This window comes from Streptomyces sp. NPDC024017 (genome assembly GCF_040638895.1).
Classification (GTDB): Bacteria; Actinomycetota; Actinomycetes; order Streptomycetales; family Streptomycetaceae; genus Streptomyces.
Genome location: NZ_JBEZYZ010000014.1, coordinates 147,959 through 169,287, shown reverse-complemented (window position 1 = coordinate 169,287; position 21,329 = coordinate 147,959). Strand labels below are relative to the sequence as shown.

At 73.4% G+C, this 21,329-nt stretch carries 19 protein-coding genes and 1 riboswitch; of the genes, 10 read left to right on the top strand and 9 right to left on the bottom strand.

What is annotated here, in order from left to right; all coding sequences use genetic code 11:
* Nucleotides 1–18 precede the first annotated feature (18 nt).
* Nucleotides 19–963, bottom strand: a complete 945-nt coding sequence (locus tag AB0G20_RS33020; RefSeq protein WP_361308781.1) for a decaprenyl-phosphate phosphoribosyltransferase — start codon at nt 961–963, stop codon at nt 19–21.
* Nucleotides 956–1,477, bottom strand: a complete 522-nt coding sequence (locus AB0G20_RS33015) for a phosphatase PAP2 family protein (RefSeq protein ID WP_361308779.1) — start codon at nt 1,475–1,477, stop codon at nt 956–958. The genes AB0G20_RS33020 and AB0G20_RS33015 overlap by 8 nt, the downstream gene beginning before the upstream one ends.
* A gap of 133 nt (nt 1,478–1,610) precedes the next feature.
* Between AB0G20_RS33015 and AB0G20_RS33010 the strand changes: the two genes are divergently transcribed.
* Together AB0G20_RS33010 and AB0G20_RS33005 are read left to right on the top strand one after the other, a co-directional pair.
* Nucleotides 1,611–2,993, top strand: coding sequence for an FAD-binding oxidoreductase (locus AB0G20_RS33010; protein WP_361308777.1), 1,383 nt, complete (start codon nt 1,611–1,613; stop codon nt 2,991–2,993).
* Nucleotides 2,994–3,012: 19 nt separating this feature from the next.
* Complete coding sequence (locus AB0G20_RS33005) at nt 3,013–3,768, top strand: decaprenylphospho-beta-D-erythro-pentofuranosid-2-ulose 2-reductase (RefSeq protein ID WP_361308775.1); 756 nt, start codon at nt 3,013–3,015, stop codon at nt 3,766–3,768.
* 13 nt (nt 3,769–3,781) lie between these two features.
* On the opposite strand, the gene AB0G20_RS33000 is transcribed toward AB0G20_RS33005, so the two are convergent.
* Together AB0G20_RS33000 and trpS are read right to left on the bottom strand one after the other, a co-directional pair.
* A complete protein-coding gene (locus AB0G20_RS33000; protein ID WP_361308773.1) occupies nt 3,782–4,360 on the bottom strand; it encodes a 2'-5' RNA ligase family protein in 579 nt (192 codons plus the stop codon).
* 139 nt (nt 4,361–4,499) lie between these two features.
* A complete protein-coding gene (trpS, locus tag AB0G20_RS32995; RefSeq protein WP_361308771.1) occupies nt 4,500–5,513 on the bottom strand; it encodes a tryptophan--tRNA ligase in 1,014 nt (337 codons plus the stop codon).
* Between the two features lie 362 nt (nt 5,514–5,875).
* On the opposite strand from trpS, the gene AB0G20_RS32990 reads away from it, so the two are divergent.
* Nucleotides 5,876–6,460, top strand: a complete 585-nt coding sequence (locus AB0G20_RS32990) for a hypothetical protein (protein WP_361308908.1) — start codon at nt 5,876–5,878, stop codon at nt 6,458–6,460.
* Nucleotides 6,461–6,473: 13 nt separating this feature from the next.
* On the opposite strand, the gene AB0G20_RS32985 is transcribed toward AB0G20_RS32990, so the two are convergent.
* The 3 genes from AB0G20_RS32985 to AB0G20_RS32975 all read right to left on the bottom strand — a co-directional run bounded on the left by AB0G20_RS32985 (nt 6,474) and on the right by AB0G20_RS32975 (nt 9,743).
* On the bottom strand, nt 6,474–7,922 hold the full coding sequence (locus tag AB0G20_RS32985) for a glycine hydroxymethyltransferase (RefSeq protein ID WP_361308769.1): 1,449 nt from the start codon (nt 7,920–7,922) through the stop codon (nt 6,474–6,476).
* Between the two features lie 33 nt (nt 7,923–7,955).
* Nucleotides 7,956–8,042, bottom strand: a riboswitch (ZMP/ZTP riboswitch).
* A 149-nt stretch (nt 8,043–8,191) separates the two neighbouring features.
* Entirely contained in the window at nt 8,192–9,373 is a 1,182-nt protein-coding gene (locus AB0G20_RS32980; RefSeq protein ID WP_361308767.1) for a glutathionylspermidine synthase family protein, read from the bottom strand.
* 16 nt (nt 9,374–9,389) lie between these two features.
* Nucleotides 9,390–9,743, bottom strand: a complete 354-nt coding sequence (locus AB0G20_RS32975; RefSeq protein WP_361308765.1) for a hypothetical protein — start codon at nt 9,741–9,743, stop codon at nt 9,390–9,392.
* A 125-nt stretch (nt 9,744–9,868) separates the two neighbouring features.
* Here AB0G20_RS32975 and AB0G20_RS32970 point away from each other — a divergent pair, with 125 nt between their 5' ends.
* The 7 genes from AB0G20_RS32970 to AB0G20_RS32940 all read left to right on the top strand — a co-directional run bounded on the left by AB0G20_RS32970 (nt 9,869) and on the right by AB0G20_RS32940 (nt 19,295).
* The gene (locus tag AB0G20_RS32970; protein WP_361308906.1) at nt 9,869–10,714 is read left to right on the top strand and encodes a hypothetical protein; all 846 of its coding nucleotides are present in this window, start codon (nt 9,869–9,871) and stop codon (nt 10,712–10,714) included.
* A 116-nt stretch (nt 10,715–10,830) separates the two neighbouring features.
* Nucleotides 10,831–11,409 carry a hypothetical protein gene (locus AB0G20_RS32965; protein ID WP_361308763.1) on the top strand — a complete coding sequence of 193 codons (579 nt, stop codon included), beginning with the start codon at nt 10,831–10,833 and terminating at the stop codon, nt 11,407–11,409.
* Nucleotides 11,410–11,439: 30 nt separating this feature from the next.
* Nucleotides 11,440–14,199 (top strand): aminodeoxychorismate synthase component I, encoded by a 2,760-nt coding sequence (gene pabB / locus AB0G20_RS32960; RefSeq protein WP_361308761.1) that lies wholly within the window; start codon nt 11,440–11,442, stop codon nt 14,197–14,199.
* A complete protein-coding gene (locus tag AB0G20_RS32955; RefSeq protein ID WP_361308759.1) occupies nt 14,196–15,719 on the top strand; it encodes an AMP-binding protein in 1,524 nt (507 codons plus the stop codon). Before pabB ends, AB0G20_RS32955 begins: the two co-directional genes overlap by 4 nt.
* Before the next feature lie 23 nt (nt 15,720–15,742).
* Nucleotides 15,743–17,302: an AMP-binding protein gene (locus AB0G20_RS32950; protein ID WP_361308757.1), complete on the top strand. Its 1,560-nt coding sequence runs from the start codon at nt 15,743–15,745 to the stop codon at nt 17,300–17,302.
* Nucleotides 17,299–18,477, top strand: coding sequence for an FAD-dependent monooxygenase (locus AB0G20_RS32945; RefSeq protein WP_361308756.1), 1,179 nt, complete (start codon nt 17,299–17,301; stop codon nt 18,475–18,477). Before AB0G20_RS32950 ends, AB0G20_RS32945 begins: the two co-directional genes overlap by 4 nt.
* A gap of 11 nt (nt 18,478–18,488) precedes the next feature.
* Nucleotides 18,489–19,295 carry an aminotransferase class IV gene (locus tag AB0G20_RS32940; RefSeq protein ID WP_361308755.1) on the top strand — a complete coding sequence of 269 codons (807 nt, stop codon included), beginning with the start codon at nt 18,489–18,491 and terminating at the stop codon, nt 19,293–19,295.
* Between the two features lie 100 nt (nt 19,296–19,395).
* On the opposite strand, the gene AB0G20_RS32935 is transcribed toward AB0G20_RS32940, so the two are convergent.
* Nucleotides 19,396–19,863 (bottom strand): carboxymuconolactone decarboxylase family protein, encoded by a 468-nt coding sequence (locus AB0G20_RS32935; RefSeq protein ID WP_361308754.1) that lies wholly within the window; start codon nt 19,861–19,863, stop codon nt 19,396–19,398.
* Nucleotides 19,864–19,912: 49 nt separating this feature from the next.
* Nucleotides 19,913–21,301 carry a PLP-dependent aminotransferase family protein gene (locus AB0G20_RS32930; RefSeq protein WP_361308753.1) on the bottom strand — a complete coding sequence of 463 codons (1,389 nt, stop codon included), beginning with the start codon at nt 21,299–21,301 and terminating at the stop codon, nt 19,913–19,915.
* Between the last annotated feature and the right edge of the window lie 28 nt (nt 21,302–21,329).

Sequence of the window (21,329 nt, the reverse complement as noted above, 5' to 3'; positions counted from 1 at the left end):
CTCGCCACGCGCGCGTGGTCACCAATTCGCCACTGCCAGGCCGTACATCGCCATCCAGGCCACGCCGATGAGTGCGAGGGCGCGGTCGCGCAGGACGACGTCCTCGGGTTCGCCGGCCGTGCCCCGGTCGGCGAAGACGGCGTATCTGAGGATCGCCAGGATGAAGGCCACCATGGACAGTTGGCGCCAGGGCAGCACGCTGGTGTGCGGGACGCCGCCCTCCTCCATGGCCCACAGGCAGTAGCCGAGGACGGCGACGCCGGCCGCGAGCTGCCAGACGAAGCGGAGGTAGCCGGTGGTGTACTCGGTGAGCAACGCGCGGGTGGCGCCCGCTTTTCCGGCCATCTGGACGGCTTCCGAGTAGCGCTTGGCCGACACCATGAACAGTGCCCCGAAGCCGGTGGTGATCAGGAACCAGCGCGACAGCGGGATGCCGAGGGCGAGTCCGCCGACCATGGCCCGCATCAGGAACCCGGTGGTGACGACGGCGAGATCGACGACCAGGACGTGCTTGAGGCTGACGCAGTAGGCCAGTTGCATGGCGAGGTAGGCGGTCAGCAGGGCGGCGACGGCGGGGCCGCACAGCCAGGCCGCCGCGGCGGGAGCGAGGATGCCGAGGCAGCCGCCGACGGCGTAGGCGACGGGTACGGGGACCTGCCCGGCGGCGACCGGGCGGTGCCGCTTCGTGGGGTGGGCGCGGTCGGCGTCGGCGTCGCGGGCGTCGTTGACGAGGTAGACGGCGGCGGCGCAGGCGGTGAAGAGGACGAAGACGAAGGCGACTTGGAGCAGGGCGTGTCGGGAGAAGAGCTGGCCGGCGGCGGCCGGGGCGGCCACCACGAGAACGTTCTTGACCCACTGCCTGGGGCGCGCGGTCCTGAGGAGACCGGCCAGGAGACCGCCCTTGCGGGACGGCGCGGGCCGCTCCTCGTGGGTGCGCTGCCGCAGGACGGCCGTCTCAGTCATGGTGGGCGCCTCCCCGCATCCAGCGGGCGCCGAGCCGGGCCGTGAGGGCGCCCAGGGCCGCGCCGGCGGCGACGTCGGAGGGGTAATGGACGCCGACCACGAGGCGCGAGACGCACACGGCGGCGGCGAGCGGCGGCACCGCGTGGGCGCCCAGGGCGCCGAAGGCCACTGCGGCGGCCGCGGCGGAGGTGGCGTGCGAGCTGGGGAAGGAGTGCCGCCCGGCGGTGCGCACCAGGGGCTCGACGTGTGCGGGGCGCGGCCTGCGCACGACCCGTTTCACCCCCATGCTGGCGAGGTGCGCCCCGGCGGTGAGTGCCGTGCCGCGCAGCCAGGCGCCGCGTCGCCTGCCGTCGACGGCGGCTCCGGCGAGCCCCGCCGCGAGCCACAGCGCCGCGTGCTCCCCCGCCCAGGACAGGGCACGCGCGGCGCCGGCCACGCGCGGGTCGGTGCCGCACGCCCTGAGCGCCGAAACGATCCGGTGGTCCATGTCGTGCAGGTCGTCGAGTTGGTCCATGTGGACTCACTGTTCACGCCCATCAGGCCCGAACTCCGGCAATATTGAGCGACATCCCATTAATCACCCATTTCGGGGAGGCATGCCATGTTCTCGAACTAATAGCTCACACTAGGGCGATACGGTCACGGACATGTCTGCCGACACCGATTCCGACCCGGACGTCATGGGCCTGGACCACACCACCGTCACGGGCTGGGGCCGCACCGCCCCCACCGCCGCCCGGCTGATCCGCCCTCGGACGTACGAGGAGGCCGCAGCGGCCGTCCGGGACTGCGGGGCCCGCGGCGGGATCCCCCGGGGCCTGGGACGGGCCTACGGGGACGCGGCGCAGAACGCGGGCGGGTCCGTGCTCGACATGACGGCCCTGGACCGGGTGCACGCGATCGACGCCGACGGCGGCACCGTGCTGTGCGACGCGGGCGTCTCCCTGCACCGGCTGATGGAGGTGCTGCTGCCGCTCGGCTGGTTCGTGCCGGTCACCCCCGGCACGCGCTACGTCACCGTCGGCGGGGCGATCGGCGCCGACATCCACGGCAAGAACCACCACGTCTCCGGCTCCTTCGCGCGGCACGTGCTCGCCCTCGAACTGCTCACCGCCGACGGCGAGATCCGCACGGTGATCCCCGGTACGCCGCTCTTCGACGCGACGGCCGGCGGCATGGGCCTGACCGGTGTGATCCTCACCGCGACGATCCGGCTCCAGCCGGTCGAGACCTCGCTGATGTCGGTCGACACCGAGCGGGCGACGGACCTCGACGACCTGATGGCCCGGCTGGCGGCCACCGACCACCGCTACCGCTACTCGGTCGCCTGGATCGACCTGCTGGCCCGGGGCGCCGCCACCGGCCGCGCGGTCCTCACCCGCGGCGACCACGCGCCGCTGGACGCCCTCCCCGCCCGCCTGCGCCGGGACCCGCTCGCCTTCCGCACCCCCCGCCTCCCGGCCACCCCCGCGATCCTCCCCGAGGGCCTGCTCACCCGGACGACCGTGGGCCTGTTCAACGAGCTCTGGTACCGCAAGGCCCCTCGCGCGCGGACCGGTCAACTCCAGCGGATCTCCGCGTTCTTCCACCCGCTGGACGGCGTGCCCCACTGGAACCGCGTCTACGGCCGCGGCGGCTTCGTGCAGTACCAGTTCGTCGTCGGCTACGGCCGGGAGGACGCCCTGCGCCGCATCGTGCGCCGCATCTCCGAACGCCGCTGCCCGTCCTTCCTGGCCGTCCTCAAGCGCTTCGGGGAGTCCGACCCGGGCTGGCTGTCCTTCCCGGTGCCGGGCTGGACGCTGGCGCTGGACATCCCGGCGGGCCTGCCCGGCCTCGGCGCGTTCCTCGACGAACTCGACGAGGAGGTCGCGGCCGCGGGCGGGCGGGTCTACCTCGCCAAGGACGCCCGGCTGCGCCCGGAGCTGCTCGCGGCCATGTACCCGCGCCTCGACGACTTCCGCGAGCTGCGCGGCCGGATGGATCCGCGCGGGGTGTTCGTGTCCGACCTGGCCCGCCGCCTCAGTCTCTGAGCAACCTCTAGGAGCTGTCATGAAGGACGCCTTCGGCCTCCCCCAGTCCCTGCTCGTCCTCGGCGGTACGTCCGAGATCGCGCTGGCCACCGCCCGCCGGCTGATCGCCCGCCGCACCCGCACGGTCTGGCTGGCGGGCCGCCCCTCCCCCGCCCTGGAGGAGGCCGCCGGGCAGCTGCGCGGGCTCGGGGCCGACGTGCACACCGTCGCCTTCGACGCGCTCGACCCGGCCTCCCACGAGGCCGTCCTCGGCAAGGTCTTCGCCGAGGACGACATCGACATGGTGCTGCTCGCCTTCGGGCTGCTCGGCGACCAGGCCCGCGACGAGCGGGAGCCGGAGGCGGCGGTGCGGGTCGCGCAGACCAACTACACCGGCGCGGTCTCGGCGGGCCTGGTGTGCGCCCGCTCGCTCCAGTCCCAGGGGCACGGCTCGCTGGTGGTGATGTCGTCCGTCGCGGGCGAGCGGGCCCGCCGCGCGAACTTCATCTACGGCTCCAGCAAGGCCGGCCTCGACGCCTTCGCGCAGGGCCTGGGCGACGCGCTGCACGGCACGGGCGTGCACGTCATGGTCGTACGCCCCGGCTTCGTCCGGACGCGGATGACCGCCGGGCTGCCCGAGGCGCCGCTGGCGACCACGCCCGAGGCCGTCGCGACGGCCGTGGAGGTGGGGCTGCGGCGCCGCTCGGAGACGGTGTGGGTGCCGGGGACGCTGCGCGTGGTGATGGCGGCGCTGCGGCACCTGCCGCGCGGGGTGTTCCGGCGGCTGCCGGTCTGACCCTCCGGGCGGATCAGCGGGTGGGGACCGAGCCGCGCTCCACCCGCCCGGCCTGCGGGGGGACCACCGAACCGCCGAAGGGGAACTCGCGGAGCTTGCGCCAGACACCGTCGGCGCCCTGCTCGTAGAGGGCGAAGCCGGTGCAGGGCCACTCGGCCTCGTAGCCGGCGAGTTCCTCGAAGGCGCGGTCCATGGCCGCCTCGTCGATGCCGTGCGCCACGGTGACGTGCGGGTGGTACGGGAACTGCAGTTCCCGTGCGGCCGGACCGGCGGGGTCGCGGACCTGCTGCTGGAGCCGGGAGCAGGCCTCCGCGCCCGCGGCGACCCGGACGAACACCACCGGCGACACGGGCCGGAAGGTGCCGGTGCCGGACAGCCGCATGGGGAACGCGCGGCCGGCCGCGGCGACCTCGGCCAGATGCGCCTCGACGGCCGGCAGGGCGGCCTCGTCGACCTCCGTCGGCGGCAGCAGGGTGACGTGCGTGGGGATGCCGTGCGCCGAGGCGTCGCCGAAGCCCGCGCGCAGCTGCTGGAGCTCGCTGCCGTGAGGCTCCGGGACCGCGATCGAGACACCGATCGTTACGGTCCCCACGTCGTCTCCTGTCGTGTCAGTGTGGCCGCTGATACGACCACCCGGTTATCGACTGTACGGCCACGGCCGGGTTACGGGCAGGCGCAACCGGAGTGATGTACAGCGCTGTTCGGTGGTACGGCTGTGCGCGGGAGCGGTTTCAGTGCTTGGCGGGCAGGAAGCCGACCTTGTCGTACGCCTGCGCGAGGGTCTCCGCGGCCACCGCGCGGGCCTTCTCGGCCCCCTTGGCCAGGATCGAGTCGAGCGTCTCGGGGTCGTCCAGGTACTGCTGGGTGCGCTCCCGGAACGGCGTCACGAACTCGACCATGACCTCGGCGAGGTCCGTCTTGAGCGCGCCGTACATCTTGCCGGTGTACTTCTCCTCCAGCTCGCCGATGCTCTCGCCGGTGAGGGTCGAGTAGATCGTGAGCAGGTTGCTGATGCCCGGCTTGTTCTCGGCGTCGTAGCGGATCACCGTGTCGGTGTCGGTGACGGCGCTCTTGACCTTCTTGGCCGTGGCCTTGGGCTCGTCGAGGAGGTTGATGAGGCCCTTCGGCGTGGACGCCGACTTGCTCATCTTGATCGACGGGTCCTGGAGGTCGTAGATCTTCGCCGTCTCCTTGAGGATGTACGGCTTCGGGAGGGTGAAGGTCTCGCCGAAGCGGCCGTTGAAGCGCGTGGCGAGGTCACGGGTGAGCTCGATGTGCTGGCGCTGGTCCTCGCCGACCGGGACCTCGTGGGCCTGGTAGAGCAGGATGTCCGCGACCTGCAGGATCGGGTACGTGAACAGGCCGACCGAGGCGCGCTCGGCGCCCTGCTTGGCGGACTTGTCCTTGAACTGGGTCATCCGGCCGGCCTCGCCGAAGCCGGTCAGGCAGTTCATGATCCAGGCGAGCTGGGCGTGCTCGGGGACGTGGCTCTGCACGAAGAGCGTGCAGCGGTCCGGGTCGAGACCCGCCGCGAGGAGCTGGGCCGCGGCCAGGCGCGTGTTCGCGCGCAGGTCCTTCGGGTCCTGCGGGATGGTGATCGCGTGCAGGTCGACGACCATGTAGAACGCGTCGTGAGTCTCCTGCAGGGCCACCCACTGGCGGACGGCGCCGAGGTAGTTGCCGAGGTGGAACGAGCCGGCGGTGGGCTGGATCCCGGAGAGCACGCGAGGTCGGTCAGAGGCCATGTTCACCATTCTCTCAGGTCCCGGGGGCCGATCCGGAACCGGCCGGAAACAGACAGGATCCCGTTCGGCCCCGGCGGTGTAACAAGAGGGTGAGGCACGGGAGGGGGCTGTCCCGGCCGTGCTCGGGGCGGTGCCGACGTGGAGGGGGACCGATGCGGGCACGAGGCGGGGCGGGGAGAGGACAGGGCTGGGGCCGGGCGGGGAGAGCGCGGCGCCGGGGCCGGGCGGGGAGAGCCCGGCGCTGGGGTGGGGTGGTGCGGGGCGCGCTGGTGGTGGCGGTGGCGGGCGCTGTGGCCGGGTTCGCGACCGTGCCGGCCGCCGGGGCTCTCCCGGCGCGGGGGCGGGACGTCCCCGACGTGGCGATGGTCGTCGCGGGCGGCACGGGGCGGACTACGGCGGTGCGCTCGGGCGAGCCGGCCTTCGCCCGCCTGTGGCAGCTGCTGCAGCCCGCGCACACGGGGACGGAGCGGGTGCCGGAGGACTGGGCGGAGGGGAACTTTCCGCAGGTGCGGCTCACGGTGGTGTGGGGGCTGTCCGGGGTCGGCGGGTGGCCGAGCACGAACCGTCCACCGGGCGGGGACGTGGCGGTCGAGCGGCAGGACCAGCTGGTGGTGGCCGAGGACGGCGCTCCGTGGGTGCGCTCGGATCCGGCGCCCGCCGTGGAGGACGACGACATCCGCTGGCACCGGGCGCCGCGGTCGGTCTTCGAGCGGCTGGACAGGGCGCGGCTGCTCGGTGGCGGGGACGGCGGGCCGGTCGGGAGCACGGCCGCCGTGGACCTGCCCGGCCCGGTGCGGGGCCAGGCCCGGTGGGCGGTGGCGGGAGGGGTGCTGGGGCTCGCGGCCGGTGTGGGCGGCACGCTGCTGATACACCGCGCGGCGGCCCGGCGGGAAGCCGGACCGCCGCGGGAGGAGCCGCGTCAGGTGCTGATCGACCTGGACGAGTGACGAGCCGTGGGCGTCAGCCCAGGTCGATCTCCGGGTACAGCGGGAAACCGGCCACGAGGTCGGTGGCGCGGTGGGAGATCTCGTCGGCGATCTTGGCGTCGAGCACGTGGGCCGCCTTGGAGGGGGCGCCCGACTTGGTCGTGCCCGGCTCCGTGGTGGTGAGGACGCGGTCGATGAGGCCGGCGACCTCGTCCATCTCGGCGGTGCCCAGGCCACGGGTGGTCAGGGCGGGGGTGCCGATGCGGATGCCGGAGGTGTACCAGGCGCCGTTCGGGTCGGCGGGGATGGCGTTGCGGTTGGTGACGATGCCCGAGTCGAGCAGGGCGGCCTCGGCCTGGCGGCCGGTGAGGCCGTAGGAGGAGGCGACGTCGATGAGGTTCAGGTGGTTGTCCGTGCCGCCCGTCACGAGGGTCGCGCCGCGGCGCATCAGGCCCTCGGCCAGGGCGCGGGAGTTGTCGACGATGCGCTGGGCGTAGTCCTGGAAGGCGGGCTGCCGGGCCTCGGCCAGGGCGACGGCCTTGGCGGCCATGACGTGCGGGAGCGGGCCGCCGAGGACCATCGGGCAGCCGCGGTCGACCTGGTCCTTCAGGGAGTCGTCGCACAGGACCATGCCGCCGCGGGGGCCGCGCAGCGACTTGTGGGTGGTCGTCGTCACGATCTGGGCGTGCGGGACCGGGTCGAAGTCACCGGTGAGGACCTTGCCCGCGACCAGGCCGGCGAAGTGCGCCATGTCGACCATGAGCGTCGCGCCGACCTCGTCGGCGATCTCGCGCATGATCCGGAAGTTCACCAGACGGGGGTAGGCCGAGTAGCCCGCGACGATGATCAGCGGCTTGAACTCACGGGCCGAGACGCGCAGGGCCTCGTAGTCGATGAGGCCGGTGGCCGGGTCCGTGCCGTAGGAGCGCTGGTCGAACATCTTGCCGGAGATGTTCGGGCGGAAGCCGTGGGTGAGGTGGCCGCCGGCGTCCAGGGACATGCCGAGCATGCGCTGGTTGCCGAAGGCGCGGCGCAGCTCGGCCCAGTCGGCCTCGGAGAGGTCGTTGACCTGGCGGACGCCGGCCTTCTCCAGGGCGGGGACCTCGACGCGCTGGGCGAGGACCGACCAGAAGGCGACGAGGTTGGCGTCGATGCCGGAGTGCGGCTGGACGTAGGCGTGGCGGGCGCCGAACAGCTCCTTGGCGTGCTCGGCGGCGAGCGACTCGACGGTGTCGACGTTGCGGCAGCCGGCGTAGAAGCGGCGGCCGATGGTGCCCTCGGCGTACTTGTCGCTGAACCAGTTGCCCATCGCCAGGAGCGTGGCCGGGGAGGCGTAGTTCTCGGAGGCGATCAGCTTGAGCATCTCGCGCTGGTCGGCGACCTCCTGGCCGATGGCGTCCGCCACGCGGGGTTCGACGGCGCGGATCACGTCGAGGGCGGCGCGGTAGGCGGTGGAAGCGGGGGAGAGGGGCTCGGCTGACATGTGTGGACCTCCGGACGTTGCGTTCAGCGTTCACGGTACGGCCCAGGCGCACGGCTCTGTCTGCTCGGGCCGCTCCCCGATGGTTGGTCCCATCCCAGCGCGCCAGTCACGGCCCTCGGTCAGCCTACCGGGTGGGAGGGCGGGGGATCGTCTGCCGGGTTGTTCTTCGTGGCCGGGTGCGGGTGGTGCGTGGCTTGTCGCGCCCACGCGGCGGTAGCCGCACATCGATACAGCCCCGCGCCCCTGAAGGCGATCCCCCTCAGCCCCTCCTAAAGGATCACGTGCGGCAGGAACCTCGCGTACTCGTCCGTGATCAGGCCCGATGATTCGCGGATGCCCAGGCCCGCCGACTCGTTCTCCACCACCCAGGCGCCCAGGACCACGCGGTTGCCGTCGAAGTCGGGCAGGCGGGCCAGTTGCTGGTAGCAGCAGGGTTCGTCGCGGGTGACGGGTTCGGTGCCGGACTCGTGGATCGTGACGCCCGCGCCCTCGCGGCCCAGGAGGGGCTTGGCGACCCAGCCCGTGTCGGACAGGTCCCGGGGGCCGTCCAGGTACGCCGGGAGGAGGTTCGGGTGCTCCGGATACAGCTCCCAGAGGATCGCCAGGAGCGCCTTGTTGCTGAGGAGCATCTTCCAGGCCGGTTCTATCCACAGGGTGGAGCCCGTGCCGCCGCCGTTGTCGAGGGTGTCCAGGACGTGGTCGGCGAAGCGGTCGGTGGTGAGCCATTCCCAGGGGTAGAGCTTGAAGACGCTGCGGATGAAGCGCAGACGCTGGTCGACGAAGCGGCCGGACAGGCGGTCCCAGCCGATCTCCTCCATGGCGATCCAGTCGGTGGCCAGGCCCGCCTGCTCGGCGGTTTCCTTCAGGTAGGCGACCGTCATCATGTCCTCGCCGAGTTCGTCGGCGGAGGAGTACGCGAAGTAGAGGGGGCTGCCCGGCGGGAGGAGGGCGGTCTGGCTCTTCCACGCGTCGATGAGGCGTTCGTGGAGGGAGTTCCACTGGTCGGCGCCGGGGAAACGGTCCTCCATCCAGAACCACTGGGGGGACGCGGCCTCCACCAGCGACGTGGGGGTGTCGGCGTTGTACTCCAGGAGCTTGGCCGGGCCGGTGCCGTCGTAGCGGAGGTCGAAGCGGCCGTAGACGGAGGGGAGTTCGGCTCGGCGCTGCCAGGCCTCGGCGACCGCGCGGGCGACGCGGGGGTCGGTGATGCCCAGGTCGGCGAAGCGGTTGCGGGTGACGATGTGGTCGGCCGCCGCCAGGCACATCCGGTGCAGGTCCTCGACCACCTCTTCGAGGGCCTCGATCTCCTCCAGGGAGAAGACGTAGTACGCGCTCTCGTCCCAGTAGGGGCGCAGGGAGTCGTCGGGGTAGCGGGTCAGGGGGTAGATCAGGCCCTGTTCCTCGACGGTCTGCTGCCAGCCGGCGCGGGGCTCGATGGTCCGGCGTTCCATCTGCTGTATCCGCCCGTCAGCCGCCGCCGCTGCCGGAGCCGGAGCAGCCGAAGCCGCCCCGGTCGACGGCCTCGCTGCGGCTGAAGGTGCCGCCGTCGGCGTAGCCGCCGCTCACGTCGGCGTCGTAGTACCAGTCGGCGTCGATGCCCCTGGTCGTGCCGGTCTTCTTGCGGCCCTTGCCGGACGTGGACGTGCCGGACGTGCAGTTCTTGTCGGCGACGATCTTGTAGCCGTTGATGTAGTCGTAGCTGTCCCGGTCCACACAGCGGCGGTCGGGGTCGGAGCCGCAGGCGGACAGGGCCGCCGCGAGGACGCCCATACCGCCCAGCACCACCGTGCTCGAGCGCAGCCGTCGCCGTGTTTCAGCCATGTGCGTGTCTCCCCGCGTCTCCCCGTAGTGCACTGACAGACGGTCAGCCTAGAGATCGGTGTGAACGGGCGCGCATGGCCCCCCGTCCGCAACCCCTCCCCTACTGTCGATTTGTGATCTTTGGAATGGTGTGTGCCCTCGGTGCGGCGGTCTGCTTCGGTACGGCCACCGTGTTGCAGGCGATCGCCGCGCGCTCGGCGGCGGCGACCGGGCCGGGCGGGGACGTCGCGCTGCTGTGGCGGGCGTTGCGGCAGTGGCGGTATCTGGCCGGCCTCGGGCTGGACGGGCTCGGCTTCGTGCTGCAGATCCTCGCGCTGCGGTCGGTGCCGATCTACGCCGTGGGTGCGGCGCTGGCCGCCAGCCTCGCGGTGACGGCGGTGGTCGCGGCGCGGCTGCTCGGGGTGCGGCTGAGCCGTGTCGAGTGGGCGGCGGTGGCGGTGGTGTGTGCCGGGCTCGCGCTGCTGGGGCTGGCGTCCGGGGCGGAGGGCGACGAGGCCGGGCCGGCCGGGCTGAAGTGGGCGATGCTCGGGGCGGCGGCCGGGGTGCTGCTGCTCGGGCTGGCCGGCGGGCGGCTGCCGGAGCGGGGGCGGGCGCTGACGCTCGGGCTGGGGGCGGGGCTGGGGTTCGGGGTGGTGGAGGTGTCGGTGCGGCTCATCGACGGGCTGTCTCCCGGCGAGTTGTTCCCCAATCCGGCGACGTACGCGCTGCTGGTCGGCGGCGGGGCGGCGTTCCTGCTGCTGACCACGGCCCTGCAGCGCGGGTCGGTGACCACGGCGACGGCCGGGCTGGTGCTCGGGGAGACCGTCGCGCCCGCGCTGATCGGCGTGGTGTGGCTCGGGGACCGTACGCGGCCGGGGCTGGGGTGGCTGGCGGTCCTCGGTTTCGCCGTGGCGGTGGCGGGGGCGCTGGCGTTGTCGCGCTTCGGGGAGGCGCCGGTGGAGGCGGAGGAGAGCGCCGTCACCCCTACCTGAGCGGATGCGCTTTCCCACCTGCGGAGAGTCTTCACGTTCGGGGTGACCTTCCGAACAACCGGAAAATTCTTTGTTGAATCTTGAACGCGCGGTGAGCGCTTTCCGTATGGGACGGCGTGACCAGTAATCCCGTCACGGTCACCGTGGCCTATCGCGTGATGCCGGGCCGTGCAGCCGACTTCCACTCCTGGGGTTGGGCGATGCTGGGCGCGACCGCGCGGCAGCCGGGATTCATGGGGGGTGGCGTACTTGTCGACGGAGGGGCGGAGTGGCATGTCGTCTATCGCTTCGCCAGCGAAGGGTTGGCCCTGGCCTGGGAGAAATCACCCTCCCGGGGACAATGGGACGCCCGGCTGGCGGGTGTCGCCCAGGAGGCGGAGCGCAGGCGGGTGCCGGGCGCCCGGGCCTGGTTCGACGCGCAGACGCTGACGCCCCCGCCACCGGCTCCGCCGTCGAAATGGAAACTGTGGTTCGTGAATATGAGCGCGGTTTTCCCGCCGGTGCTCCTGTTCAATCTGACAGTGCTTCCCTATCTCGGTGACCTCAATGCACTTTTTCGCACGCTGTTGTTGTGTCTGTGTGTAACGGCCCTTGTCACCTGGATTCTCATGCCGCGGCTCCAGCGTTTCTTCCGGAAATGGCTGTACCCGTCGCTCCAGGCTCTGCGCGGGCGGCACAAACGCCGGGCCATATAGGCCCGCGAACGAACAGAGGGAGGTGGGCGGGTGAAGACCCTGCTCATCGACAATTACGACTCGTACACGTACAACCTGTTCCAGCTGCTCGCCGAGGTCAACGGCGAGGAGCCGGTGGTGGTGCGGAACGACACGCCCGTCGACGGTCTTCCCGATCTCCGGGCGTTCGACAACCTCGTGGTGTCCCCCGGCCCCGGGCATCCGGGCGAGGCGCGGGACTTCGGCATCGGGGGCAGGCTGCTCGCGACCTCCCCGGTTCCCGTGCTCGGTGTGTGTCTGGGGCATCAGGGCATCGCGCTCGGGGAGGCCGGGCTGGTGGGGCCCGCTCCGGAGCCGCGGCACGGGCATCTGTCCACGATCCGGCATGACGGACGGGACCTGTTCCACGGGCTGCCGCAGCAGTTCACCGCCGTCCGCTACCACTCACTGGCCGTGCGCGAGCCGCTGCCGGAGACGCTGGAGGCCACGGCCTGGGCGGAGGACGGCGTCCTGATGGGGCTCCGGCACCGGAGCCGGCCGCTGTGGGGGGTGCAGTTCCATCCCGAGTCGGTCCTCACCGAGTACGGGCACCGCATGCTCGTGAACTTCCGGAACCTCACCGCCGAGCGGGCCGGCAAGCTGCGCCCGAAGAACACGGCCGTGCCGACGCAGCCGTCGCACGAGGGGTCCCGGCGGCGGACCGTCGTCCCGGAGTGCGACGCGGGGGTCCGGCGGCGGACGGCGGTCCTTCCAAACGCCGGTGCGCTTCGCCGTCCCGTGGCGGCGGCCGTCTTCCAGGTCGCTGCCGTCTCCCAGGGCGCGGCGAACGCGCTCGGCGGGACCGGGACGGTCGTGTTCGGCGAAGCCGCCGCGTCGAGCGAGGCCATCCCGGCGGACGCGAGGCCCGGCGGGGCCGACCCGACGGGCACGGCCGCTTCACCGGCCGGGGCCGCCCCGGCCACGGGGTGGGTGACGACCGGCGAGGCCGGCCCATCCGCCGCAGGCACTGGCAGAACCAACCCGCCGAGCACGGCCACCTCGCCGACCCGGGCCGTCCCGGCCGCGGGGCAGGAGGCGCACGCCGAGAGCGGCCCATCCGCCGCAGGCACCGGCAGAACCAACCCGCCGAGCACGACCACTTCGCCGACCCGGACCGCCCCGGCCGCAGGGCAGGAGACTCCCGCCGAGGGCGCCTCATGGGGCTCCGGCGGGGCCGTCCCGGTCGCAGGGCAGGGGGCTCGTGCCGGGGTCGTTCCGTCCGCCGGTGCAGGAGCGGCCAGTGTGGCCATCCCCCGTCCCCGGCGTCCCGGGCGGGTCGGGTACCGGCTGCACACTCGGCGGGTCGCCGGGGCCGTTGATGCCGAGGCGGTTTTCGGGCGGATGTTCGCGGGGTCGCCGCGGAGCTTCTGGCTGGACAGTTCGCTGGTCGAGCCGGGGCGGTCGCGGTTCTCGTTCCTCGGGGACGACCAAGGGCCGCTCGCCGAGTTCGTGCGGTACGACGTCGGTGCCGGGCGGTGTGAGATCGAGCGGGCGGGCCGGCCGGTGCGGCGGGTCAGGGCGAGTGTCTTCGACTACCTCAAGCGGCAGTTGACCAACCGCCGGGTGGACGCGACCGGGCTGCCGTTCGACTTCACGGGCGGCTACGTCGGCTACTTCGGCTACGAGATGAAGGCCGACTGCGGGTCGTCCAACCGGCACCGCTCCCCCGCCCCGGACGCCGCCTGGCTGTTCGCCGACCGGGTGATCGCGGTGGACCACGAGGAGGGCTTCACCTACGTCGTATGCCTGGCGGAGGACACCCCGCAGGCCGCGCGGGAGGCCGCCGACTGGCTGGAGGGCGTGCTGGCCGACCTCTCCTGCGTGGCGACGGAGCGGCCGCCGCTGCCCGGACCTGCGGCCCCGGCCGACCCCGGCGCCGCCGAGCCCTGGCTGGTGCGCGACCGGGCGACGTACCTCGCGGACATCGAGGCGTGCCGGCGGGCGCTGCGGTCCGGCACCAGCTACGAGGTCTGCCTGACGAACGCCGCCCGGTTGCCCGCTCCGCCCGACGCGCTGGAGTTCTACCGGACGCTGCGCCACGACAACCCGGCCCCGTACGCGGCGTTCCTGAGATTCGGGGAGCTGGAGGTGGCCGGTTCCTCACCCGAGCGGTTCCTGCGGATCGGCCGGGACGGCACCGCCGAGGCCCGGCCCATCAAGGGCACCGCGCCCCGGGGCGACGGGCCGGAGGAGGACGCCCGGCTGCGGGACGCGCTCGCGTCGGACGCCAAGACCCGGGCCGAGAACCTGATGATCGTGGACCTGCTGCGCAACGACCTGGGGCAGGTCTGCCGGACCGGCACCGTGCGGGTCTCCAAGCTGATGGCCACGGAGACGTACGCCACCGTGCACCAGTTGGTGTCGACCGTGGAAGGCAGGCTGCGGCCGGGCACGGACGCGGTGGACTGTGTGCGGGCCTGCTTCCCGGGCGGGTCGATGACCGGCGCGCCGAAGCTGCGCACGCTGGAGATCATCGACTCGCTGGAGACCGAGGCCCGCGGCGTCTACTCCGGCGCCCTCGGCTACTTCGGGTGCGGTGGCGGTGCGGACCTCAGCATCGTGATCCGGACCGCTGTCTTCGCCGACGGCGTGATGCATCTGGGCGCGGGCGGCGCGATCGTGCTGGGCTCCGATCCGGACGCGGAGTACGAGGAGATGCTGCTGAAGACGGCGGCCCCGATGCGGGCCCTCCATCAGCACACGGCCGACCGGATGCGGCAGCAGGACCCGCCGGGGCACAAGGCCGGGGCGGCCGGGGAGGCCCTGCGATGACCAGTCCGCAGGTCACGCTGAGTCCGGCCGAGGCCGAGGCGCCCGGAAATCTCGCGGCCCAGCTGGCGGAGCTCGCCGAGCGGCGCGGGTGGGGCGGGCGGACCGCCTTTCACCAGGGGCACCGGGCCTGGACCCACGGTGAGGTGCACGACCTCGCGGCCCGTGCGGCGACCGTGCTCGCCGGGCACGGGGTGCGCCCGGGCGACCGTGTGCTGCTCGCGCTGCCGGACTCCCTCGCCTGGGTGACGGCGTTCCTCGCCACCGCCCGCCTCGGTGCCGTCGCGGTCCCGGTCAACCCCGAACTTCCCGCCGCCGACCACGCGTTCCTGGCCGAGGACACCGACGCCGTGCTGTGTGTGACGGGGCCGGGTCTGGAGGAGCGGTTCGCCGGCCGGGCGGGGCTCGGTGCCGACCAGCTGATGGCCCTCGCCCCCGCCGCCGAGCCCGCTCCCGCCCATCAGGTCGGCCGGCACACCCCGCTCTACGTGCAGTACACCTCCGGCACGACGGGCCGCCCCAAGGGCGTCGTGCACACCCACGGCGATCCACGGACGTACCACGACCTGATCGGGCGGCGGGTGCTGCGGATCACCGCCGACGACGTCACCCTGTCGGTGTCGAAGCTGTTCTTCGCCTACGGGTTCGGCAACGCCTTCGTCTTCCCGCTGTTCTCCGGCTCGTCCGCCGTGCTGGTGGACCGGCGGCCCGGTCCGGCCACGCTCGACGAGCTCGTCGCCCGGCACCGGGTGACGCTGCTGTACTCCGTGCCGTCCGCGTACGCGGCGCTGGTCGCCGAGCGGGGTCACGGGCACGAGGGCTGCTTCGCCTCGGTGCGGGCCGCGGTGTCGGCCGGTGAGGGGCTGCCGGAGGGGCTGGCCCGGCAGGTGACCGCGTTGTTCGGCGCGCCCGTGCTGGAGCAGATCGGCTCCACGGAGGCCGGTCACGCGTTCTGCGCCAACGGTTTCGCCCACAACCACCCGGGCACCGTCGGCCGTCCCGTCCCCGGCTTCGAGGTGGAGCTGAGGGACCGCGACGGCCACCCGGTGCCGGACGGCGAGGAGGGCGAGATGTGGGTGCGCGGACCGACGGTGACGCCCGGCTATCTGAACCGGCCCGAGGAGACCGCCCAGGCCCTGGTCGGCGGCTGGCTGGCCACCCGCGACCGGGCGTGCCGCGAACCGGACGGCTCCTACCGGCATCTTGGCCGGGCCGACGACATGGAGATGGTCGGCGGCATCACCGTCTCCCCGCTGGAGGTGGAGGCCGTGCTGCGCGGCCATCCGGCGGTGCGGGAGGTGGTGGTCGCGGCCGTTCCCGACGGGCGCGGCGCGAGCCGGCTGCGGGCCTTCGTGGTCCCCGCCCCGCCCGTCCGGGACGGCCTGGCCCAGGAGTTGATCGGCCTGGCGCGCGCGAGCCTCGCCGCGTTCAAGGTCCCCCGCAGCGTCAGTTTCGTCCCGTCGCTGCCCCGCACCCCGACCGGGAAGCTCCGCCGCCATCTGGTGCGCAAGGGCGCCTGGTGAACACCACCGAGAGGAACGCCTCCATGCGACAGTCCCTGTTCGCGGACCGCGGTTTCTATCTGGGACCGGTCTTCCGGCGTGCCGCCGACCGGCACGGGGCGGTCTTCGTCACCCTCGACCGGCCGCTCGACGTCGCCCCCTCTCTCGGGGTCGACCTGAGCTACAGCGTGCTGGCCGATGTGGTCGAGGAGTTGTCCGGCCGGCTGTGGGAGGCCGGGGTGCGGCCCTCGGAGCAGGTCGTCGTGCACAAGGCCGACAACGTCGACATCGTGCTGCTGACCTGCGCCGTCGCGCGGATCGGCGCCGTACCCGTGCTGCTGTCGCCCGCACTGGCCCCCGCCGTGGCGGGTCAGCTGCTCGAACGGCTGCGCAGGCCCTGGCTGATCACCGACAGCCCCACCCTGGACGGCCTGCGGGAGATCGCCCTGTCCGGGCTCGTGCGGCGGACGCTCTGCGTGGACGACGCGGCGGGGGCGGAGCCCCTGGCGAAGTTCGCCGGCGCGGAGCCGCCCCCGCCCGTCCGGCTGCACCCCCGCGAACCCGCCCTGATCACCCACAGTTCGGGCACCACCGGCGTGCCCAAACTGGCCGTGCACTGCGCGCACACCATGTGGAACCGGCTCGTGCCGCAGCAGGCGATGGGCCGGCCCACGCGTGGCGAGCCGGCGGCGCTGCACATGTCGTTCGTGCACTCTCGCTTCTACCACCTGCTCGGCGTCCTGCTGCACTTCGGCAGCCCGCTCGTGCTGATCACCGACCCGGACCCGGCGGCGGTGGGCCCGCTGCTGGTCCGGCACCGGCCCGGCATCGTGGAGACGCACCCCAACACGTTCGTGCTGTGGGAGGAACTGGCCGACGCGCCGGGTGCCCCGCTGTCCCGGGTCCGGGCGTACGGCTCCACGTTCGACGCGATCCATCCGCGCACCGTACGGCGGCTGCTGGGCGCCTCACGGCGCCGTACGCCCTGGCTGGTCCAGCTCTACGGGCAGAGCGAGACGGGCCCGGTGGCGTTCCAGGTGGTGACCCGACGCAGTGCGGCCCGCGCGGACGGCCGCCGGGTCGGGTTCGGGATACCCGGCTTCACCCGGGTCCGGGTCACCGACGCCGGGGGCGGGCGGGTACCGCCCGGCACCCCCGGCCGGATCGAGGCCCGCACCCGGGGACGGATCCTCACCTACCTCGGCATGCCGGAGCGCTACGACCGTCAGCTCACCGACGGCTGGTGGGAGATGGGCGACATGGGCTACCGGAGCCGTCTGGGCGCGCTGTACCTGATCGACCGGGAGGTCGACCAGATCGACGCCGTGCACAGCAATCTGGAGGTCGAGGACACGCTGATGTCCCGGCTGGAGGAACTGCGCGAGGTCGTCATCGTGCCGGGCGCGGACCGGGAGCCGGTGCCGGTGGTGTGCGTGCGCGGCGAGCGGCCCCTGGACCCGGAGCGCTGGCGGCGGGCCACGGCGGGGCTGCCGGCGATGGCCGAGCCACGGCAGTGGCGGTTCGAGGAGCTGCCGATGACGGCGACCTGGAAGGTGAAGCGGCTGGAGATCGCCCGGATGCTCGCCGAAGGCGTCCGGGCATGACCCCGGTCTTCGTCGTGGGCGCGGGTCCGGTGGGCCTGTCGGCGGCTCTGGCGCTGCGGGCGCACGGCCTGCCGGCCGTCCTGCTGGAGGCGGAGCCGGAGGACCGGGAACGGCCGGGCAGCCGGGCCCTGTTCGTGCACCGGGAGACCCTCGGCCTGCTGGAGGCGATGCGGCCCGGCCTCGCCGCCGAGATCGCCTCGTACGGGCGGACCTGGCACACCAGGCGAACCCTGTACCGGGGACGCGAGGTCTACTCCCGCACGTTCCCGCCCCCGTCCGGCCCGCCGCCCTTCACCAGCCTGCGCCAGACGGACACCGAGCGGTTCCTGCGCGCTGCCTGTGCGGAGGCCGGGGTGGAGTTCGTGTGGGGCGCGCGCGTGACGGGCGTGAGCACCGGCGAGACGGAGGTCCGGCTGACCGGTGAGGACGGGCGGGTGTGGTCCGGCGCGTTCGCGATCGCCGCCGACGGGGCCCGCTCCACGGTCCGGCGCGAGCTGGGCATCGCCTTGGAGGGCACGCACGGCGAGGGCTTCCACGTCGTCGTGGACGTCGCCGATGTGCCGGGCGCGGAGCTGCCGCTGGAGCGGGTCTTCCACTACGAGCATCCCGGGGTGGGCGGGCGCAGTGTGATGCGGGTGCCGTTCACCGGGGGCTTCCAGGTCGACCTCCAGTGCCGGGACGACGACCGGCAGGAGGAGTTCGGCACCGAGGAGGCCGTACGGCGCTGGCTGCCCTCGGTCGTCGGGGACGGCTACGGCGAGCGGATCCTGTGGGTGTCGACGTACCGCTTCCTGCGCAAGGTGGCGGCGTCGTTCACCGATCCGCACCGGCGGGTGCTGCTGGCCGGCGAGGCGGCGCATCTCTTTCCGCCGTTCGGGGCACGCGGCATGAACAGCGGGATCGCGGACGCGGCGGCCGCCGCGGAGGCGATCGCCGCGGGGACCGGCGAGGCGGTCGCCGGGTTCGCCGGGGTGCGGCGGGCGGCAGCCCTGTTCAACAGTGCCGCCGCCGGTGCCGCCCTGGACCATCTGCGGCCGCGCCGCCGGACCGTCCGGGTCAGGCAGCGGGCCGCGGCGGCACTGGCGCCGGTGCTGCCGTGGTGCGGGTCGTGGCTGGAGCACGCGCCGTACGGCCCCCGGCACGGGGCACCGGCCGTCGCGGGCCGCAAGTACTGAGGAGGCTTCGGGTGACGACACCGGCGGTGGCGGAAGGCCTGTGGACGTGGGCGCCCGGCCGTGGCCTGGCCCCGGCCCCGGCCCCGGACCAGGCGGCCGGGGGGCGGCTGCTCGTCGCGGACTCGTGGCTGGTGCGCGAGGGCCGGGTCCGGGCCTACGCCCGGCACCGGGAACGGTTCGCGCGGGCCTGCGGCGACTGCGGCGGGCCGGAGCCGCGCCGTATCGACGCGTTCTGGCAGGACGTGACCGCCGTACTGCCGCGCACGGGTGCGTGGTTCCCGCGGGTGGAACTCGTGGCGGGATCCCTGGAGTTGCGGCTGCTGCTGCGGCCCGCGCCGCCGCTCGGAACGGAGGTGCGGCTGTGGGCGGCGGGCCAGTCCGATCCGCGGACCGCGCCCCGCCGCAAGGGCCCGGACCTGGACACCCTGGCCCGGGTGCGCCGCCGGGCCTGCGGCGAGGGCGCGGAGGAGGCGGTGCTGATCGCGCCCTCGGGCACGGTGCTGGAGTCGGCCACCGCCAGCGTGCTGTGGTGGGAGGACGACACCCTGTGCCTGCCCCCGCCCCGGCTGCCCGTCCTGCCGGGTGTGACGGCCGGGCTGGTCCAGGAGCGGGCGCTGCGGTCCGGGATCCGGATCGCGCACCGGGAGCGGACCGTGGCCGAGCTGGACGGCCGTGAGGTGTGGCTGGTGAACGCGCTGCACGGGATCCGGCCCGTGACGGACTGGACCGGGCGGCCCATGCGAGTGCCTCCGGTGGAACGGGCCGGGGAATGGCGGGATTGGCTGGACGGCTTGATGGAGCCGCTGCCGGCCGACTGAATCGAGGAAACAGCAAGGAAAGAGGAACACGCAAGGAAAAAGGTGACGCCGGGTCGAATTCGACCCGGCGCCTTTTCCGCTGCCTTCTTCCGTATTTCGTTCAGCTTTTCGGCACCATACGCGTCGCTACCGCGATCCGGTTGTACGCGTTGATGACGGTGGCCGACCAGATGAGCGCCGCGATCTGGTTCTCGTCGAACACCCCGGCCGCCTCGGCGTACACCGCGTCCGGGACGCGACCGTCGTGGACGAGCGTCACCGCCTCCGTCAAGGCCAGTGCCGCGCGCTCGCGTTCGGTGAAGAACGGCGTCTCCCGCCAGGCGTTCAGGGCGTAGATGCGCTGCTCGGTCTCGCCCTGGCCGCGGGCGTCCCTGGTGTGCATGTCGATGCAGAACGCGCAGCCGTTGATCTGCGAGGCGCGGATCCTGACCAGTTCCAGCAGTTCCGGTTCGACTTTGGCGTCCTGGGCCGCGGAAACGGCGGCGGCGTGCAGGGAGGCCATTGCGGCGGAGACGTCGGGGGTTGTTTTCTTCAGGGCCACACGGGGCAGGGAAGTGCTTTCACTCATGGGGTGACCATATCCGTTGAGCGGCATTTCCGGTGAGGAATTCGATCGATTATCCGGGCAGTACGGCGCACAGCGCGTCAAGCGCCCCCGACCACGCGTGGTCCGGCGGTGTCCCGTAGCCGACGACCAGGGCGTCGGCCGGCTCGACGACCGAGGCGGCGTGCCGGTAGCGGGTGAGCCCGTGGACCGCCAGGCCCTGCCAGTGGGCCGCCTGGAGCACCGACTGCTCGGTGCCGGGCGGCAGCCGCAGCAGGACGTGCAGGCCGGCCGCGATGCCGGTGACCCGGGCTTCGGAGGTCCGGGCCGCGACGGCTGCGACCAGGGCGTCCCGGCGGCGCCGGTAGTGCAGGCGGGTCGCGCGGACATGGCGGTCGTAGGCCCCGGAGGTGAGGAACTCGGCCAGGGTCAGCTGGTCCAGCACCCCGCAGGTGTCGACCCCGCCCTTGGCCGCCACGATCTCCTCCGCGAGGCCCGGCGGCAGCACCATCCAGGCCAGCCGCAGCCCGGGCGCCAGGGACTTGCTCGCGGTGCCCAGGTAGACCACCCGGTCGGGGTCCAGCCCCTGGAGCGCGCCCACGGGCTGACGGTCGTAGCGGAACTCGCCGTCGTAGTCGTCCTCCAGCACCAGCCCGCCGGTGCGGCGCGCCCAGTCCACGACGGCCGCGCGACGGTCGCGGTGCAGGGGGACGCCCATCGGGAACTGGTGGGCGGGCGTGAGGAGGACCGCGTCGGCGGCGGACAACGCGCCCGGGTCGGTGCCCAGCCGGTCGAAGGGCAGCGGGACCGTGTGCAGACCGGACGCGGCCAGGAGCCGCCAGTGCACGTCGAGCCCGTACGACTCGACGGCGACCGTCCGTGCCCCGCGCGCCCGCAGGACCGTGCCGAGCAGCTTCAGGCCGTGCGCGAACCCGGCGCACACCACGATCCGTCCGGGCTCGGCGCGTACGCCCCGGGCCCGGGAGAGGTAGCCGGCGAGCGCGGCGCGCAGCTCGGGGCGGCCGCGGGGGTCGCCGTAGTCGAGGGCGTCGTGGGGCGCCGCGGTCAGGGCGCGGCGGGCGGCCTTGAGCCACTCCGCGCGCGGGAAGGAGGCCAGGTCGGGGCTGCCGGGGCGCAGATCGTAGGCGGGTCGGCCGCGTTCGCGGGCGCGGGGTGCCGTGCCCGCCGGCGGGACCACCGTCCGGTCGGCGACCCTGGTCCCCGAGCCCTGCCGGGCGGTGAGCCAGCCCTCGGCGACCAGGTCGGCGTAGGCGTCGGCGACGGTGTTGCGGGCAATGCCCAGGTCGGCGGCGAGCGTGCGGGAGGAGGGCAGCCGGGTGCCGGGAGCCAGCCGACCGGAGCGCACCGCCTCACGCAGGGCGTCGGTCAGCCCTCGGCGCAGGCCCGGCCCGGTCGGCTCCACATGCAGGTCGATGCCCAGAGTGGCCCAAGGTTCCGCCATGGAAATGGACCATACCCCTGGGCTGCTT

Bases quoted from the DNA above. Each gene is read 5' to 3' on its own strand.
- AB0G20_RS33020 (WP_361308781.1), bottom strand. From the start codon at position 963: ATGACTGAGACGGCCGTCCTGCGGCAGCGCACCCACGAGGAGCGGCCC.
- AB0G20_RS33015 (WP_361308779.1), bottom strand. From the start codon at position 1,477: ATGGACCAACTCGACGACCTGCACGACATGGACCACCGGATCGTTTCG.
- AB0G20_RS33010 (WP_361308777.1), top strand. From the start codon at position 1,611: ATGTCTGCCGACACCGATTCCGACCCGGACGTCATGGGCCTGGACCAC.
- AB0G20_RS33005 (WP_361308775.1), top strand. From the start codon at position 3,013: ATGAAGGACGCCTTCGGCCTCCCCCAGTCCCTGCTCGTCCTCGGCGGT.
- trpS (WP_361308771.1), bottom strand. From the start codon at position 5,513: ATGGCCTCTGACCGACCTCGCGTGCTCTCCGGGATCCAGCCCACCGCC.
- AB0G20_RS32990 (WP_361308908.1), top strand. From the start codon at position 5,876: ATGGTCGTCGCGGGCGGCACGGGGCGGACTACGGCGGTGCGCTCGGGC.
- AB0G20_RS32985 (WP_361308769.1), bottom strand. From the start codon at position 7,922: ATGTCAGCCGAGCCCCTCTCCCCCGCTTCCACCGCCTACCGCGCCGCC.
- AB0G20_RS32980 (WP_361308767.1), bottom strand. From the start codon at position 9,373: ATGGAACGCCGGACCATCGAGCCCCGCGCCGGCTGGCAGCAGACCGTC.
- AB0G20_RS32975 (WP_361308765.1), bottom strand. From the start codon at position 9,743: ATGGCTGAAACACGGCGACGGCTGCGCTCGAGCACGGTGGTGCTGGGC.
- AB0G20_RS32970 (WP_361308906.1), top strand. From the start codon at position 9,869: ATGGTGTGTGCCCTCGGTGCGGCGGTCTGCTTCGGTACGGCCACCGTG.
- AB0G20_RS32955 (WP_361308759.1), top strand. From the start codon at position 14,196: ATGACCAGTCCGCAGGTCACGCTGAGTCCGGCCGAGGCCGAGGCGCCC.
- AB0G20_RS32950 (WP_361308757.1), top strand. From the start codon at position 15,743: ATGCGACAGTCCCTGTTCGCGGACCGCGGTTTCTATCTGGGACCGGTC.
- AB0G20_RS32945 (WP_361308756.1), top strand. From the start codon at position 17,299: ATGACCCCGGTCTTCGTCGTGGGCGCGGGTCCGGTGGGCCTGTCGGCG.
- AB0G20_RS32935 (WP_361308754.1), bottom strand. From the start codon at position 19,863: ATGAGTGAAAGCACTTCCCTGCCCCGTGTGGCCCTGAAGAAAACAACC.
- AB0G20_RS32930 (WP_361308753.1), bottom strand. From the start codon at position 21,301: ATGGCGGAACCTTGGGCCACTCTGGGCATCGACCTGCATGTGGAGCCG.